The organism is Tenacibaculum sp. TB-53, assembly GCF_059716285.2.
In genome coordinates this window covers 1,195,248-1,210,781 of record NZ_CM202790.1, presented here as the reverse complement: position 1 = coordinate 1,210,781, position 15,534 = coordinate 1,195,248, and the positions used below count along the sequence as shown (strand labels likewise).

The 15,534-nt window shown below is 28.2% G+C and carries 14 protein-coding genes; 6 read left to right on the top strand and 8 right to left on the bottom strand.

Annotation, left to right across the window (positions count from 1 at the left end):
• The first annotated feature begins 76 nt into the window (after positions 1-76).
• The 3 genes from AC3VJB_RS05465 to AC3VJB_RS05455 all read left to right on the top strand — a co-directional run bounded on the left by AC3VJB_RS05465 (position 77) and on the right by AC3VJB_RS05455 (position 2,945).
• Entirely contained in the window at positions 77-355 is a 279-nt protein-coding gene (locus tag AC3VJB_RS05465) for an STAS domain-containing protein (protein ID WP_159491304.1), read from the top strand.
• A gap of 19 nt (positions 356-374) precedes the next feature.
• Positions 375-1,631, top strand: a complete 1,257-nt coding sequence (locus AC3VJB_RS05460) for an oligosaccharide flippase family protein (RefSeq protein ID WP_437824846.1) — start codon at positions 375-377, stop codon at positions 1,629-1,631.
• A gap of 96 nt (positions 1,632-1,727) precedes the next feature.
• Positions 1,728-2,945, top strand: a complete 1,218-nt coding sequence (locus AC3VJB_RS05455) for a glycosyltransferase (RefSeq protein ID WP_047788960.1) — start codon at positions 1,728-1,730, stop codon at positions 2,943-2,945.
• Here AC3VJB_RS05455 and AC3VJB_RS05450 read toward each other — a convergent pair.
• Genes AC3VJB_RS05450 through AC3VJB_RS05440 form a run of 3 tightly spaced genes read right to left on the bottom strand, consistent with a single transcriptional unit; the run spans position 2,935 to position 8,749 of the window.
• Complete coding sequence (locus AC3VJB_RS05450; protein WP_047788959.1) at positions 2,935-4,452, bottom strand: cellulase family glycosylhydrolase; 1,518 nt, start codon at positions 4,450-4,452, stop codon at positions 2,935-2,937. The genes AC3VJB_RS05455 and AC3VJB_RS05450 overlap by 11 nt on opposite strands.
• Entirely contained in the window at positions 4,446-5,657 is a 1,212-nt protein-coding gene (locus AC3VJB_RS05445) for an Ig-like domain-containing protein (protein WP_047788958.1), read from the bottom strand. The genes AC3VJB_RS05450 and AC3VJB_RS05445 overlap by 7 nt, the downstream gene beginning before the upstream one ends.
• Before the next feature lie 2 nt (positions 5,658-5,659).
• Entirely contained in the window at positions 5,660-8,749 is a 3,090-nt protein-coding gene (locus tag AC3VJB_RS05440; RefSeq protein WP_047788957.1) for a putative glycosyltransferase family protein, read from the bottom strand.
• A 180-nt stretch (positions 8,750-8,929) separates the two neighbouring features.
• Between AC3VJB_RS05440 and AC3VJB_RS05435 the strand changes: the two genes are divergently transcribed.
• A complete protein-coding gene (locus tag AC3VJB_RS05435; protein ID WP_159491296.1) occupies positions 8,930-10,138 on the top strand; it encodes a response regulator in 1,209 nt (402 codons plus the stop codon).
• A gap of 49 nt (positions 10,139-10,187) precedes the next feature.
• Positions 10,188-11,414, top strand: a complete 1,227-nt coding sequence (manA, locus tag AC3VJB_RS05430) for a mannose-6-phosphate isomerase, class I (RefSeq protein WP_159491294.1) — start codon at positions 10,188-10,190, stop codon at positions 11,412-11,414.
• Between the two features lie 2 nt (positions 11,415-11,416).
• Here the strand turns inward: manA and AC3VJB_RS05425 are convergent, their stop codons facing one another.
• From AC3VJB_RS05425 to AC3VJB_RS05405, 5 genes are all read right to left on the bottom strand, one after another.
• On the bottom strand, positions 11,417-11,845 hold the full coding sequence (locus tag AC3VJB_RS05425; protein WP_047788954.1) for a hypothetical protein: 429 nt from the start codon (positions 11,843-11,845) through the stop codon (positions 11,417-11,419).
• On the bottom strand, positions 11,845-12,396 hold the full coding sequence (locus AC3VJB_RS05420; RefSeq protein WP_047789155.1) for a hypothetical protein: 552 nt from the start codon (positions 12,394-12,396) through the stop codon (positions 11,845-11,847). The genes AC3VJB_RS05425 and AC3VJB_RS05420 overlap by 1 nt, the downstream gene beginning before the upstream one ends.
• 63 nt (positions 12,397-12,459) lie before the next feature.
• Positions 12,460-13,455 carry a metal-dependent hydrolase gene (locus tag AC3VJB_RS05415; protein ID WP_167713712.1) on the bottom strand — a complete coding sequence of 332 codons (996 nt, stop codon included), beginning with the start codon at positions 13,453-13,455 and terminating at the stop codon, positions 12,460-12,462.
• A 24-nt stretch (positions 13,456-13,479) separates the two neighbouring features.
• Positions 13,480-14,277, bottom strand: coding sequence for a hypothetical protein (locus AC3VJB_RS05410; protein WP_167713713.1), 798 nt, complete (start codon positions 14,275-14,277; stop codon positions 13,480-13,482).
• A gap of 33 nt (positions 14,278-14,310) precedes the next feature.
• Positions 14,311-14,943 (bottom strand): putative DNA-mimic protein, encoded by a 633-nt coding sequence (locus AC3VJB_RS05405; protein ID WP_167713714.1) that lies wholly within the window; start codon positions 14,941-14,943, stop codon positions 14,311-14,313.
• Between the two features lie 101 nt (positions 14,944-15,044).
• Here AC3VJB_RS05405 and AC3VJB_RS05400 point away from each other — a divergent pair, with 101 nt between their 5' ends.
• On the top strand, positions 15,045-15,512 hold the full coding sequence (locus AC3VJB_RS05400) for a 2Fe-2S iron-sulfur cluster-binding protein (protein WP_159616550.1): 468 nt from the start codon (positions 15,045-15,047) through the stop codon (positions 15,510-15,512).
• Positions 15,513-15,534 lie beyond the last annotated feature (22 nt).

Sequence of the window (15,534 nt, the reverse complement as noted above, 5' to 3'; positions counted from 1 at the left end):
TTCGTCGATAAACTGTTTTTTTTGAGGATATTAAGGAGATATTTGTAGTGTTAATAACCTATAAAAACTTTAAATCATGGCTTTACAAATTTCAGAAAACAACGGAACTTTTTATTTAAACGGAAAAATTAACAGTACAACAGTTAGATCTTTCATAATTCATTTTGAGTACTGTATAGAAAAGTGTAAAAATGTTGTAATTAACATTGATAACGTAAATGAGATTGGAGTAACAGGCTTGAATGCTATTAAAACATTAATGGCAATTGCATTAAAACAGCATAAAATGTTCTCTGTAGTAGGGTATGGATGCAAAGAAGTTTATGATCATTTTTATTCTTCACAAGTAGCTTAACAACAAAATAGCAATCAGTATGATAGCAATAACAAAAAATAATTATAGAATTAACTCAGAGCATTTATTTATGATAAGTGCTCTTTTAGTAAATGGAGGAAATTATATTTATAACCTATTACTAGGTAGAATTCTTGGGCCAGAAAAGTTTGCTGATGCAGCAATTATGATAACTTTTTTATTAGTGTTTTCTTTTGTCGCTATGACTTTTCAATTAGTTACAGCAAAATTTTCTGTGATATTTGAGCAAAAAATTCTTAAGTCGTTTATTTATAAGATGAATAGAATAGCTGTCATATCTGGAGTTGTTTTAGGTATAGCAATAGTTTATTATTCTAAAGACTTACAACTTTTTTTTAAAACAACAACATCTAATATGTTCGTTATTTTTGGAGTAGGGGTTCCATTATACTTTTTAATGAGTATTAATAGAGGTTTTTTTCAGGGTAAAAAAAAATTTGGAGCTTTAGCAGTTACTTATCAATTAGAAATGATAAGTAGACTGGTGTTTACACTAATATTATTATATTTTTTAGAAATAGATTCATCAATACTTATTGCAATAGGTATTTTTTGCTCTTTTTTATTTGGGTTAATACCTTTCAAGATTCAAAAGATAAAACCAATAAAAGAAATTAAATTAAGTGTATCTCAAAGAAAAATGATACGTAGCTTTTTTTTAATTACTGTTTTTTATGAGCTTACTCAAATAATTATTAACAATAGTGATATTTTATTGGTAAAACATTATTTTGAGACTTATGATGCAGGTTTATATGCTTCACTAGCTTTAATAGGTAGGGTGGTTTATTTTGTAACGTGGATGTTTGTAATGTTATTGTTACCAAAAGTAGTACAATTAAAAAAGGAAGGCAAACCCACACGTTCAATTTTATTAAAAAATGTAGGTTATATTTCATTGCTAATTATGGTATTAGTTGCTGTATGCTCTCTTTTTCCTAAAGAAGTTGTATTAATATTATTTGGGAAAGATTATATAGCTATAGCTCCTTTATTATGGAAGTACGCACTTGCTACGGGAGTTTTTGCAATATCTAACGTTTTTGCATACTATTATCTATCTTTAGATAAATACATACCAGTCGTAGCATCTGGTATTTTTGGGTTACTACAAATTATCTTTATAGTCTTGTATCATAACACATTAGGTCAAGTGGTAAATATGCAAATTTTAGCAATGACACTATTATTAAGTTTACAATTAAGTTATTTTCTTTTAAGAGATACTAAAAAACCAACAACATCTAAACATTAATACCATTAAACTACAGATATCTGTATTTCAACTAAAAAAAGGGCTTAACTTGTTGTTTTGTAGGATCTTTGAAATGTAAATTAAACAATACTAACCATGAGACTAGCAATTGTAACAGCATATCCACCAAGTAAAGTAACGTTAAATGAATATGCATATCATTTAGTTAAAAACTTTAGACAAAAACAAGAAGTAACGGAGCTTATATTGTTAACAGATACAACCAAAGAAATAAAAGATGTTAGTTTTATTGAAAATGGCTGCAAAGTAACAGTAAAAGAATGTTGGAAATTTAATAGTTTATTTAATATTATAACAGTAACTAAAGCTATTAATCAAGTAAAGCCAGATGCTATATTATTTAACCTACAATTTATGAAGTTTGGAGACAAGAAAATTCCTGCAGCTTTAGGCTTAACTTTACCACTGGTTTGTAAACTAAAAAAAATACCAACAATAACTTTGTTACATAATATTTTAGAGCAGGTAGATTTAAAGAGCGCAGGTTTTACTTCTAATAAGCTTTTACAAAAAACTTATAACTTTATTGGTACTTGTTTAACAAGGCTAATTTTACAATCAGATACTGTAGCTGTAACTATTGAAAAATATGCAGTGATTTTAAAAGAAAAATATAAAGTTAAGAATGTAAAGTTAATACCTCATGGTACATTTGAAATTCCAAAAAAACCATGTTACGAGTTGCCAAAAGGTCCCATGAAAATAATGACTTTTGGAAAATTTGGAACTTACAAAAAAGTAGAGGCTATGATTGAAGCAGTTGAAGTAGTGAGAAGTACAACAGGATTGAATTTAGAAATAGTTATAGCTGGTACTGATAATCCGAATGTAAAAGGGTATTTAGAAGGAGTAAAGGAAAAATATAAAAATGTATCTCAGATTGTTTTCACAGGATATGTAGAAGAAAATGAAGTAGAAAATTTATTTAAAGAAAGTGCTGTAGTAGTTTTTCCTTATACCTCTACAACAGGCAGTTCTGGAGTTTTACATCAAGCTGGTAGTTATGGAAAAGCAGTTGTAATGCCTAATTTAGGAGATTTAGCATTGCTTGTAAAAGATGAAGGTTATAAAGGTGAATTCTTCGAACCAGAAAGTGTAACAAGTTTAGCTAAAGCAATAGAAGCAATCGTAATAGATGAAAATTATAGGGTAGAATTAGGTAAAACAAATTATAAGGCGGCAACAAAATATCCTATGGAAAGAATAGCAAGTTTATATCTTGAAGAGTTTTCTAAAATTATAGAAACAAAAAAAATAACATCAAAAAACTTAGTAACCAATTCTACTGTTTAGAAATATATTTAAAAGAAGGTTTCTTTTCCCCATTATTTTTAATAAACCCGAATTTTTTTTGTGGGTTTACTCTCCAAGGGCGTTTACCTACAACGCCCTTTGGTATTTTACTAAAATCGTATAAAGTCCAAGAAAGAAAAGGAATATTGTTTGTTGTTAAAATATGCTGCATGTTTTTAAAATATTCAGCTTGTTTTTTTTCAGACCCCTCAAAAAAATTCCATATACCACTATATGAAGACATACCAAACTCTCCTAAAACAATGGGTTTGTTAGGCAAATTAGATTTTAACTTTTTATACTTTTTCTCAAACATTTCTAAATTATCATAATAATGGAAAGAAATAAAATCTAATTTATCACTTAAAAGGTGAGCACTTTCAGTGTTTGACCAGCCAATAGTTACAGGGTGTTTTGTATCAATGGATTTAACCAAGTATAATAAATGTTCTAACCAAGGAATAACGTTTTCTTTCCCTCTGGATTTAAAATCTAAATTAGGTTCATTTTTTAAATCCCATGCTAAAATGGCATTATGGTTTTTAAATTTTGAAACAATTTTCTCAGCATGTTTGAAGGTAAAAGTCCAATCTAGCACATCGTAATTTCCATAAAAATCAAACAGAGTAACAATTACCTTTATTCCTTTTTTATCAGCTAAATTTAATAGTAAATTGAGTTTTTTTAATTTGTTTTCATCCACATTTTCCTTCCCGAAATCGTCATAAGGAACAAATATCCTAATAGTATTTAAATTTGCTCTTTTTATAATATTAAAGTCTTCTTCAATAATTTTTAATTCAAAATTATCACCAAACATGCTCCATGGAGTAGCTTGAGGGTAATAATTAATACCTTTAATATTAGTATATTCTAGATTTGTTTTCTTTAAATCTTCTTGAAAAGAAGATGAACCTTCTTTAACAAAATGTCTTATACGCCAAAAACCATCTTCAAGTAACAAAATGGCTTTATAGTTTGAAAACTCTGTAGTTTCATGAATATTATATTTATTTTTAATTATTCTTTTATACTCTAAAACATTTTTATCTTCTAAAACAGCTAATTGTCCGTCTTCACTAAAAAAAACAATATCAGGATTATGTTTTAGAGTTGTAGCGTCTATTGTAATGTTTAGGGAATCGTTATATTTAATGATATTCTGTATATTTTTACGAGCATTTTTAGTGTAATAATCGTTTATACCTGTAGTAAGATTAGATTTATAAGCAATATGTTTAACATACCAACCATCTAAATAATCTTTTTCAATTTCAGTTAAGGTTTGTGTATCCATAATTCTACCTTCATTTCCATCTTTTACCCAGGTTATTTTAGGTATGTAATTACGAATATCTTTTAATTCGGTGTGTAATATTTTACTTCTATCAGCACCTGTGTTAAGGTAACTGTATAAAGAGCTAATTAAAAAAAGGAGCATAGAAATAATAATAATGTAAAATATTATTAAAGATGAACGCATTATGTTTTTATCTATACCTACCATAGTTCTATGTTTTTAAATTCTTTGTAAATACCAGCAGCGTCAGTAGTTATTTTATATATCCCTTTTGGTAAAATATTAGGGTTTAAGTTAAAATATACATAACCATTTTGTGTTTCTTTGATGAATTCTTGTATCAAGATGTTGTTTTGGTATAGTGAAACTTTAACCTTTAATCCATCAGGTATCATTTGCCCCATAAAACTTTGTAATGGTCCTATACTAATAGTTCGATTCTTTTCAGTAAAAGAAACTATATAATTTTTAATAGCCTTTTTATAATCTAATATTATCCTATCACTTTCAGCAATTCCAATAACATAAGCTTTTACAGACCATTGATCTTCATAATCTGGATGAACTATTTTTGCAGTAGCAATACCGTTGATAGTAGTACCTGATGTTTTCAATACATTTCCTTTACTATTAGTAATAAAAAAATCTACAAAACTACCATCACTTATAATATTATCATTAGTGTCTTTTAATTGTGATGTATATAAGGTTGTAATTTGATTTCCATCTGCATACTTGTGATGTCTTTTAGCAAAAACGTTAAAATTAACAGGAATTGCAGGCATTATATTAATATCATATTCCTTAGAGTGTAATTTAAAACAGTTTGAAGAAATTAAAACTCTACCGCTTTTTGTAGGAGAGTATATGTTTTTGTATGCGATTAAGTTTTTAGTAAATACTTTTTCTTTTTGGGTATCTGTTAAAAATTGTTGATTTATTGTAATAGGGGTGTTTTTTTTTAGAGGATTGTCCAATATATCTGTTGGTATGGTAACAATCATTGCATAATCTTTTCCACCTGCTTCTATACTAGGGGGACCTAAGTAGGTTTCTATAAATGTAGGTTTATTTTGTGCAATTATAGTAATCTTACCAGAAAGTACTTTTTCAGTATTAATGAGTGACCAGTTAATGATACCTTTTTTTTTGCTTAAAAACATTGGAATATCAAAGATTAAAGAATCTTTTTTAGAGGGGGTAATTATAGTGCTACCATAACTATTAGCGCAATATAGTTTGTATTTTGTAGATTTATGAGTATTAAACTTTAGTTGAATTAAAGTTCCTGCTAAAAACTCTTTTTTTGTGGATAATAACTTTAAAGTTGTATTATTACTTTCATTGTATTGTGCGTTTACACAACTAATAAATAAGCATGTGATACTAAAAAAAAACTTCTTTTTAAACATCGTTACTTTGGATTTCCTATAAAGTTATTCATTTCAATTTTTACATATTTATATTTAGGGTGTGAAATTTTTTGCAATTCTGAAAAAGCGTGATTTTTAACCCTATTTGGAATCAATTTGTTAGAGATTTCTTCGTTGGGAAGTCCATTAACAAAACAATTTTGCATATCATCATTAATAAATATGATTTTTTTATCTTCTAACAATTTATAATTAAAATGTTTTTTGCGTTGTTGTCTAATGCCACTTTTAATAAATAAATGATCTACCCAAGCTATTTTTTTATCTTTATTATAGTATGTAATGATTAATTGAGGTACGGTAATCTCTTGAATTCCACTGTTAAACAATGTTCCTTTTATGTTTTTTTCTTCTATAATAAGCTCACTTAAGGCAAGGTCTTTATATAAATCAGAATTAGAAACATTTCCAGCTGCTTGTAAATTGAATTTAGTAGGTTGCTCTTCAAACTCAATAGGTGTAAACTCATCAGGATTAAATGTTTTTGGTATGGAATCAAGTGTTTTGGACCAGGCTATACCTTCAAAATTAATCCTAAAAGAACTAATCTCTTTAGGCATTAGTTTATGTTTTATATGATACTTTGCATTATAAGTAGCTAATTTTTTATTCGAATCATTATATAAAGTACCTTTAATAACAACATCTGCAGGTACATTATCTATGTTTTGTATTTCACCAATAATAGCATAATGATTATCAAATTTCACGAGCTTAGCTGTAACGATTTCTAAAACAGGTTGTTTTAAAACATCTTCATGGTGAGTTTGTTCAGTTGTAATTCTTTTTCTTCCTTGATTAAAATATCCTGTTTTATTATTTGAGTAAAGTTGATCAGGAGGTAAATCAAAATCAATTACATCAGGTTGTAAAAACCATTTACCGTTTAGTTTAATAGCCGTTTTATAATCTGTTTTATTAATTTTTTCTAAAGGTGTAATCCATTTTGTATGCACAGTTATAGTAGCTAAGCTATCTGTTTTTTTAGTAACAACAGTATTTAAAGCGTCTAGTTTAGCATAAGAGCTTAATAAACCATCAGTAACAGAGACTTCTAACATATATTGTGCTATTGAAATATTACTTTTTGGATTAATAAGGTTGTAAGCTTTTTCAAATTGTTTAAAATCTAAAGCATCATAATAAGATATTACAAGGTTTTCGGGCGATTGCTGTGTATTGTTTTCAAGATAAAATTTATACATACCAAAAAAAGAAATAACAGTTAAAAACAGTAACCATATATGAGCAAAGGGTAATACTTTTTTTGTAAATCCAGAGTAATTTTTATAGGCTTCAATACATAGCACGTAAGTATTCTTTCTCATTTTTATGTGCTTGTTAAATAAACTCTTGACATTTAAAAGTAAAGCGAAAATAACAGTTAGAAAAGGAACTGTTCCCCAAAGTAATTTTTGCCATATAGCTACATCTTCTTTTGGTAAAATAGAAGAGAGAGGTGGAATGTTTAATTTTTCCCAAACTATTATACCGTTTTCTAAAGGAGATAATCTTTGCCAACCACAGAAATATAAGATGGGATCATAAAATTTATCATTAGAAAAAATATATTTTAAATTATACTTTTCTGGAGTTGTTAAAAACTGTTGAAGCGATCCAATACCGGCAATACCTTTGAATTTTGAATTTTCAAGTCGTTCTATAGGCCTTGTTGTAAGTTCTGGTAAACGTCTTGCAGAATGATAATTTCCATCTACAGTCATAGCGTTTGTTTGAGCAGATAACCATGCCATTTGATCTCCAAAACCAAGTGTAAGATAACGCCATTGGTCGTGTTGATCTTGGTTTAGAAAGTTAATAATAGGCAACATTTTTATTTTTTGAGGCTGTGATGGTCTAAAATAGCCAAGACTCATTGTAAAAATAATGGTAAATAAAAATAAAGAGGCTATTAATCCTGCAAGTAAACGGTGGTAAATTCTTCCTAATTTTTTATGAATAACGTTTTTTAAATCACCATGTATAAAGTGATAGGTTATTTCTCCAAAAAGTGGTATTGCCATAATAGAAGCCCATAGGGTAAACCTATCTAAGGTTAAAATATTAAAAGCATTTTCGCCCAAAAGTTTTAAAGGAACTGGGGTAGTACCTCCTGTTCCTAAAATAAAAAGCATAGTAAAAGAAATACCAATAAATAAAAAACGCTTACTAAAATATCTATAAAAAAAATAAGGAAGAAAAACTAAAAGTATTCCCCAAGGAATCATAAAAAAAACCAAACCAGAAGATGTAACTTCTAGAAAATTATCTCTAGAACCATGTGGTATTGGAATTTGTGTAATAGGATTTTTTTTAGAGTTAATCCAGTAAGGTAGTAAGCACCCTACTATGATTACTAGAGCTAAAATTATAAAAAGGATATTATACTTAAACTGAGATTTAAATTTAACTAAGAATAATTTAAATGTAATTTTCTTATACGATTTAACTTCATCAAAACAAACATCCATAATAACCATTCCTATTAAAGGTAAAATAAAAAATACCATTCCAAAAATAGGAGTAACATGATGCGAGGTTACAGTAACTGAAATTAAAGAAAGAGATGTAAGTAAATATTTATATTTTTTTGTTTTTAACCACAAATAAATCTCGGGTAAAGCATGCATTAAAACAGAAACACCAATAATACTGGGTAATTGTCCAAAAATATGTAGTGTTTCTAAAAAAGAAGAAGAAAGAGCAGCTGTAATTGCTGCATAACCAGCTATTTTTTTATTAGCAGTTATAAGTAGAGAAAAACGATATGCACCAGAAATAAAAAGTATAACGCCTATTATAGCTACAGTAAAAAGCCCAAATTTTAATCCTCCTATATACGACAAAGCAGCAATTGATTGATGTACCAGAGGTGGGTAGCTCATTACCGTAAATCCAGTATACCATTTGTAGTTCCAAGGCTCAAACCAATTACTTGCATAATGCTCTGCAAAAAACAAATGTATTAGAGCATCATATGTGTTTTCTAGGGTAAAAAAGATAAAAGAACCATGAAAAGCTATACCCAAAAGAAGCGCTAATATTAAAAGTTTGTTTGATTCCTTTCTCATTGAAATTTATATAGTTAGCTTTTGTTATTGTAAATATAAACGATTTAAAGATATAATATTTTTTGTTTAACTAAAGTAAACTACCATTCGTCTAAAGAAAACATCCCTTTAAGTGTTGTAAGTCATTAAAAAAAAGATACATAGCTATTTTTGGATCAAATAACTGTTAAAAATTTAATTATGAAAATACTAGCTATAGATGATCAAAAGCTAATATTAATCCCCCTAAAGAAGAGATTGTTAGAGTTAGGTTATGATGTAAAAACTGAAACGAATGCTTTTGAAGGTATGAAATTGTATGATTCATTTCAACCAGACTTAGTTATAGTAGACATGAATATGCCAACAATATCGGGTATGGAGGTTATAGATTATATAAGAAACTCTAAAAAACCGTCTACATCAGTAATTGTATTATCAGGAAATACAGATGATAAAATGATAACTAAAGGTTTTGATTTAGGAATTGATGATTACATGAAAAAGCCATTAAGCTTAAATGAAATTTGTGTTAGAGTGAAAAGGCTAATAGGGGCTCCTGAAAATATAGTAAGTATAGAAAAACAAAATAATCTTATCATTAAAGAAAGATGTGTTGGGGTAGTAATACCTTGTTACAATGAGGAGAAAAGACTACTAAGTAAAGAGTTTACCAGTTTTATTGACGAGAATTCAGGGTATCACTTATGTTTTGTAAATGATGGAAGTACAGATAAAACTTTAGACGTGCTAAATAATTTGAGAAAAGGAAGAGAAGATTTTATAACAATATACAATTGCGAAAAAAATGGAGGTAAAGCAGAGGCTGTTAGACAAGGAATGCTACACATGGCAAACTTTAAAGATTTAGATTATATAGGTTTTTTAGATGCAGACTTATCTACAGACTTGTTAGATTTTGATGACTTAGTTTCTACAATTGAAAAATCTAACTTTAAAATAGTTAGTGGATCAAGAATTACTAGAATGGGGGCTAATATAACAAAAGAATCTGCTAGAAAAATAATTAGTCTTACCATTAATTTTATTATAAGAAAAATATTATCAATGGATTTTAAAGATACACAATGTGGAGCTAAAATTTTTCATAGAGATGTAATTGATATCGCATTTAAAGAAAAGTTTATTACAAAATGGTTATTTGATGTAGAGATTTTTTTAAGAATTAAAAAGCATTTTAAAATTGAAAAAGCAAGAGAAATGATGTGTGAAAAACCTTTAAAAAGATGGATACATGCAGACGGGTCTAAGCTTTCTATGAAAGATTCTATAAAAATAATAGGTCAATTAGGTCAAATAGCATGGAATTACAGAGTAAAAAAAAAGAAAGACTCAACGCTAATTGGTAAAATGAAAATGGAAGAATTTTCAATAACCTTGAATAACTAAGCAAGTATAAATAAAAAGATTTAGCAAGTAACTATTAAAATATTAAGATATGATTAATGAAGCTACACAAACATTTAATTTATTAGCGCTTACAGGGCAGATTCAAAATTATGATTGGGGAGGTGATAATTATATCACAAAGTTGTTAAAAAGAAAAAACGACGGAAAAAAAATAGCAGAGTACTGGTTAGGAGCACACAGAAAAGCCCCATCTATAATAAAAACATCTGTTGGAAATCAAACTTTAGATAATTTTTTAAAAAGAAACTTAAAAAAATGTTTAGGTAAAAGAGTAGCAAGAAAATACGGAAGATTACCTTTTTTATTTAAAGTGTTAGATGTAAAAAAGACATTGTCAATTCAGGTTCATCCTTCAAAAAAAAATGCAGAAAAAGGATTTAAGGAAGAAAATATTTTAGGAATTCCATTAACAGCACCTTACAGAAACTATAAAGATGATAATCACAAGCCGGAAATTATGGTTGCTTTGAGTGAATTTTGGTTATTACACGGTTTCTTACCCAAAAGTAAATTAATAACAAGATTAGAAGAAACACCAGAATTTAAAAAGTTAGTTAATATATTTAAAGAAGAAGGATATTTTGGCTTATATAAAAATGTGATGGAAAAATCAAATGAAGAAGTATATGAAATATTAAAACCTTTAATAGATAGAATTACTCCATTATATAAGAACAAAAAATTAGATAAAAATAGTCCTGACTTTTGGGCAGCAAAAGTTGTTGATGAATCTACAAATAATAAAAAACTAGATAGAGGAATTTTTTCTATATACTTTTTTAACATAATGAAATTAAATAAAGGAGAAGCTGTTTTCCAAAAAGAGGGAGTACCCCATGCTTATTTAGAAGGCCAAAATATAGAATTAATGGCTAATTCAGATAATGTTTTAAGAGGAGGTTTAACAAAAAAACATGTAGATGTTGCTGAGCTATTAAAGAATATTGTTTTTGAAGAAACAAATCCAGAAGTTTTGTATGGTTGTTTGAAAAAAGATAATTTAGAAAGAGTGTATGAGACAGAAGCAAAAGATTTTGAATTGAGTAAAATTAATATTGCAGAAAGTCAAGTATACAAGGCAAAATCTAGATCAGTAGAAATTTTAATAGTCATTGATGGAGAGATAGAAATAGTAGAAACAAAATCTGTTTTAAATTTAAAAAAGGGACAATCAGCCCTCTTAAAAGCAGGAAGTATTTATAAAATAACTTCTAAAAAGAAAGCAACAATTTACAAGGCAAAAGTACCTTATTAAAATTAAAGTTTTTTCAATAAGCCTTTTTTCTTTTTTGAAGCTTTTAAAAGTCGGATAAGATTGTTCATTCCAATAACAACTAATATAGAAATACAAGCGGCTGTACCTAATGCGCCTCCATAACCATTAAAAAAAGTAGGACTAACCGTATAGATAAATCCAAAAACAATTCCTGCAAAAATAATTGAAGTATAGTTACGAGTAAGTTTACTAGAGGTCATACCAACAAAAGAAGCACCAAAAAATACCCAAGGAATTTGATTGGCTATATCTTCAGAAAATAACTCAGAAAAAAGAGAACATGTACTAGCAACAAAAAGAGTGAGTAGAGCAGAAGCTCTTACAGGACCCTGTTTGTATTTTGTACTTACTAAAAACGTTAAAAAAGCCCCAAGTATGCTTGTTAAATATATTGATATGGTGGTAAGCACTATGAAAGAATTAAAAGAAATAACGATGAAATAACTACACTACCAAAGGCAAGAGTACCCAGTTTACCACCAACTCCATTAAAAAGGTTTTTAGAGAGTATAAAAAAAATACCCGCTATGATACCTGCAATAATTATAAGGCTATAATCAATAGCAACGTTTTTTTGTGACATTCCTACAAAACAACCACAATACATAGCATTGGGAATATTTTGTAAAACCTTCGACTTTTTATTTAAATCAGGTAAAAAAGAAGCAACTGTACCAATAAGTGTTGCTGCAAAAACAGAATTTAATTTAGTGAAAAGATGTAAGTAACTTGTAAGTATAGCTCCAATTATAACAAAAATTATTACATAGAATGGCTCAAAATCTACTCTTTTAATTTTAAAAAACTTTATGTAACTATAAATTATAAGTGTAGTAATAAGTGTTGTTAACGATAGTATTGTAAAAGTATTTTTATGCTCAAACAATAATGCAGTAATAAATGCAAATTGAGTAAGAACTAAAAAAATGATAGAAAAAAAGTGAAAATATTTTTGTCTCAAACCAGAGTTATTCTGCAATTATAATATAATGGCAAATTTACGGTATAAACTATGATTTATCAATTAATTTCCTTGAATTCTAACCCAAAGATCTGTTAATAATTGTTTAGCTTTTTCACGATTTCTAGGTACTTCGTTTATAACTATTTTATTTTGCTTTTTTGTTATTTGAAAGCTAAAAGCAAACTGCTGAAAATTAGGAGCTACGCTTAATAACCCAAAGCGTAAATCATTTAAATAAATTAAATTATTCTTTTCTGAAATTGTATACCAACCTTTGGTAATTTTAATAAGTCGTTTTATTGAAACATTATTTTTATAATCGTCTAATAAATGATGATTTTTAGGGTAGGAATAAAATTCAATTGGTTTAGTATCAAAAAAAGAATAATAACCTATTAGATAAGCATCATCTGTTTCAACATTTGCAGACCATAAAATGGTGTTAAAAGGCGTAGGTTTGGTTTCTATTTCTTTATAAGAAATCCCTTGTTCTTTTAAAGCGTGTGAAAATTTAGTATAAGTGATTCCTTTAATAACAAGAGTAATTGCCATGTAAGAGCTACTAATAATTAGTCCTAAATTGTTATACTTTGTTCTTTTAGCTGTCCCTTTACGTTGAAACATTGCCATTAGTAGAAATACTAAGAAAGGTAATGTGTATAAAGGGTCAATAACAAATATATTTTTAAAAGCTAACCGCAAATCGAGTGGCCAAAAAAGTTGAGTTCCCCAAGTGGTATGTGCGTCTAGAATTGGATGTGTTATAAATCCCCAAAACATAAGTAGAGCCCATTCTTTAGTGGAGGCATTTTTTTCATATAAAGAGATAAGCCAACCAAAAATCCACCCGAAAACAATTGCAAAAAATACAGAATGTGTAAAACCTCTGTGTATTTCTAGAGCAGTAACAGTGTCAAAAAGCTTACCAACATAAACATCTAAGTCTGGAATAGTACCAGCGATGGCACCATAAAGCATTGCTTTGTTTCCTACTTTTTTACCTAATACAGCTTCTCCAACAGCTGCCCCAAGAACAATTTGTGTGAGTGAATCCATTAGGCAAAAATACTTATAAAACGGTTAGTAAATAGTGTTATAATATTCGTTAATCCATTTTGTAGGATATTTATTGTATAAATCGTTAAGAAGTAACTTGTTTGCTTCGGAAGTTTTAAAATCTTTATAAAAACTACCAAGAACCCAAACAGTTTCTCTAGATAACTCTCTTTTATGACACTCTAAAAGAACTTGCTTCGATTTTATTGAAGGGTCTGTTAATAGTAATACTAAAGCTCCCGCTGTTTCAAAATTGAACTCATTAAAGAAAGGCGTTATTTTTTGAGCTCTTTTTAAGAGTATTTCATTCTCTAAAAAAAGAGATGCTTTTAGTTTTTTTCGTAAACTAGGATAGCTAGTATATGAGTTCACCTTGATAACAAATTTTAAGTTTTCTAAAAACTCGCTATACTTTGTATTGTATAGGTTTTCTATATCATTTAGTGAGTTCACTCCAAAGAGTACATATACCGTACTAGGTCTTAAAACATTAATATTATATCCCTCACCAAGAGACGATAGTGTTTTTTCAATTCCTTTTAAGAAAAGAGGGTAATTGTTTTCTTTTACTTTTGTAATAATACCTAATCTAGAGGCGTGAAAATAAGCATCAATAATTTTTTGCTTGTCTATTCCTTTTAAAGCTTTTGTTAGTGTTGCATTAATATCATAATGACGATACGGATAAAATTGACCTTGAAATTTATGGAGTAAAGCTTCGTTTTCGCTTTCAATAAAAAGATCAATAATTTTACTTGTGGTAAGTTTACCTAAAGATTGATATTTTTTTTCTTGTAACTGTATTATAATCTCTCTTTCCATTTATGAGATGTGTTTTATTAATTGTTGATGTTTTTAATGAAAAACTATAGCTGCTTTGTTGTGAATACTATGTTTTGCAGCTTTGAACAACTCACACCAAACTAGTTTTTCTTTCCAAAAATCTTCTTCTGCGTTTATTGATTTATTTACAGCTTCAATATTTACAATAGTATCGTCTTCATCTAGTTGAATATTAAGCTTATTTGCTATAAATTTTAATTCCTTAAATAGAGTGTATGACGAACCAATCATTGCACCATCAATAGGAATTTCATCATTATCAAAAACAATATCGATAAAATCTACAGGAACATAAAAACCTGTACAATCTGAATGACATATAAGATGACAAGTAAGGCCTGATGCATGATCATCTATAATAGAATCTTCACAAGGCTCACTGTTAGGGCTAAATGGAATAGGAGTCCAATCTTCATATTCGGCACAATAAGCATAAAAACGCCTTAAGTGATGAATAAAATCGTAAGAAAACCCACCAAGTTCTAAAGAACCACCTTCTAATTCAGTTGGTTCTTCGTAAGGTGTAAGCCCATTTAATTCTAGTAGTTTGTTAACATCTTTAAATACTGAAGAATAATGTTTAAAAGCTTCTTCATCCATTTCTTTAAAGCTAGCAAGTGCTCCGCTAGTAATGTATAATCCCATCTTTTGTTTTTTAATTTAATTGCTTGTAAAAGTATAAACAAGTGTAAGTAGAAAGTAATCTGTTTTATAAGCGTAGTTAACCGTTGTAAATTTGAAAAAAAATGAATCTACTTCCAGATACAGAAAGTAATATAATTTCTCCCTATGCGCAGAATGCAGAATATTTTATCTGTGGATCTGGTACTATGATAGAAAATACTCAAAAAGTATTACAGAGTATGGATGTTCCAGATACTCGAATTCTTATTGAAAGCTTTGGAGGAGGAAGATTAGAAGAAACTACAGAAGTCATCGATAATGCTCATTTAACTGCTAGTTTAGATGGAGAAGAAATAAACATACATATTCCAAAGGGTAAAACTATATTACGCGCCATGTTAGATAATAATTATAATCCTCCATATTCATGTGAAGGAGGAGTATGTTCTAGCTGTATGTGTAAATTGAACAAAGGAGAAGTTTTTATGAAAAAGAATCTTACTTTATCTGAAGAAGATGTTAAAGAAGGATATATTTTAAGTTGTCAAAGTCTTCCCTTAACACAAGATATAGAAATTGTTTTTGAATAATTTTATACAATAGTTTCGAACA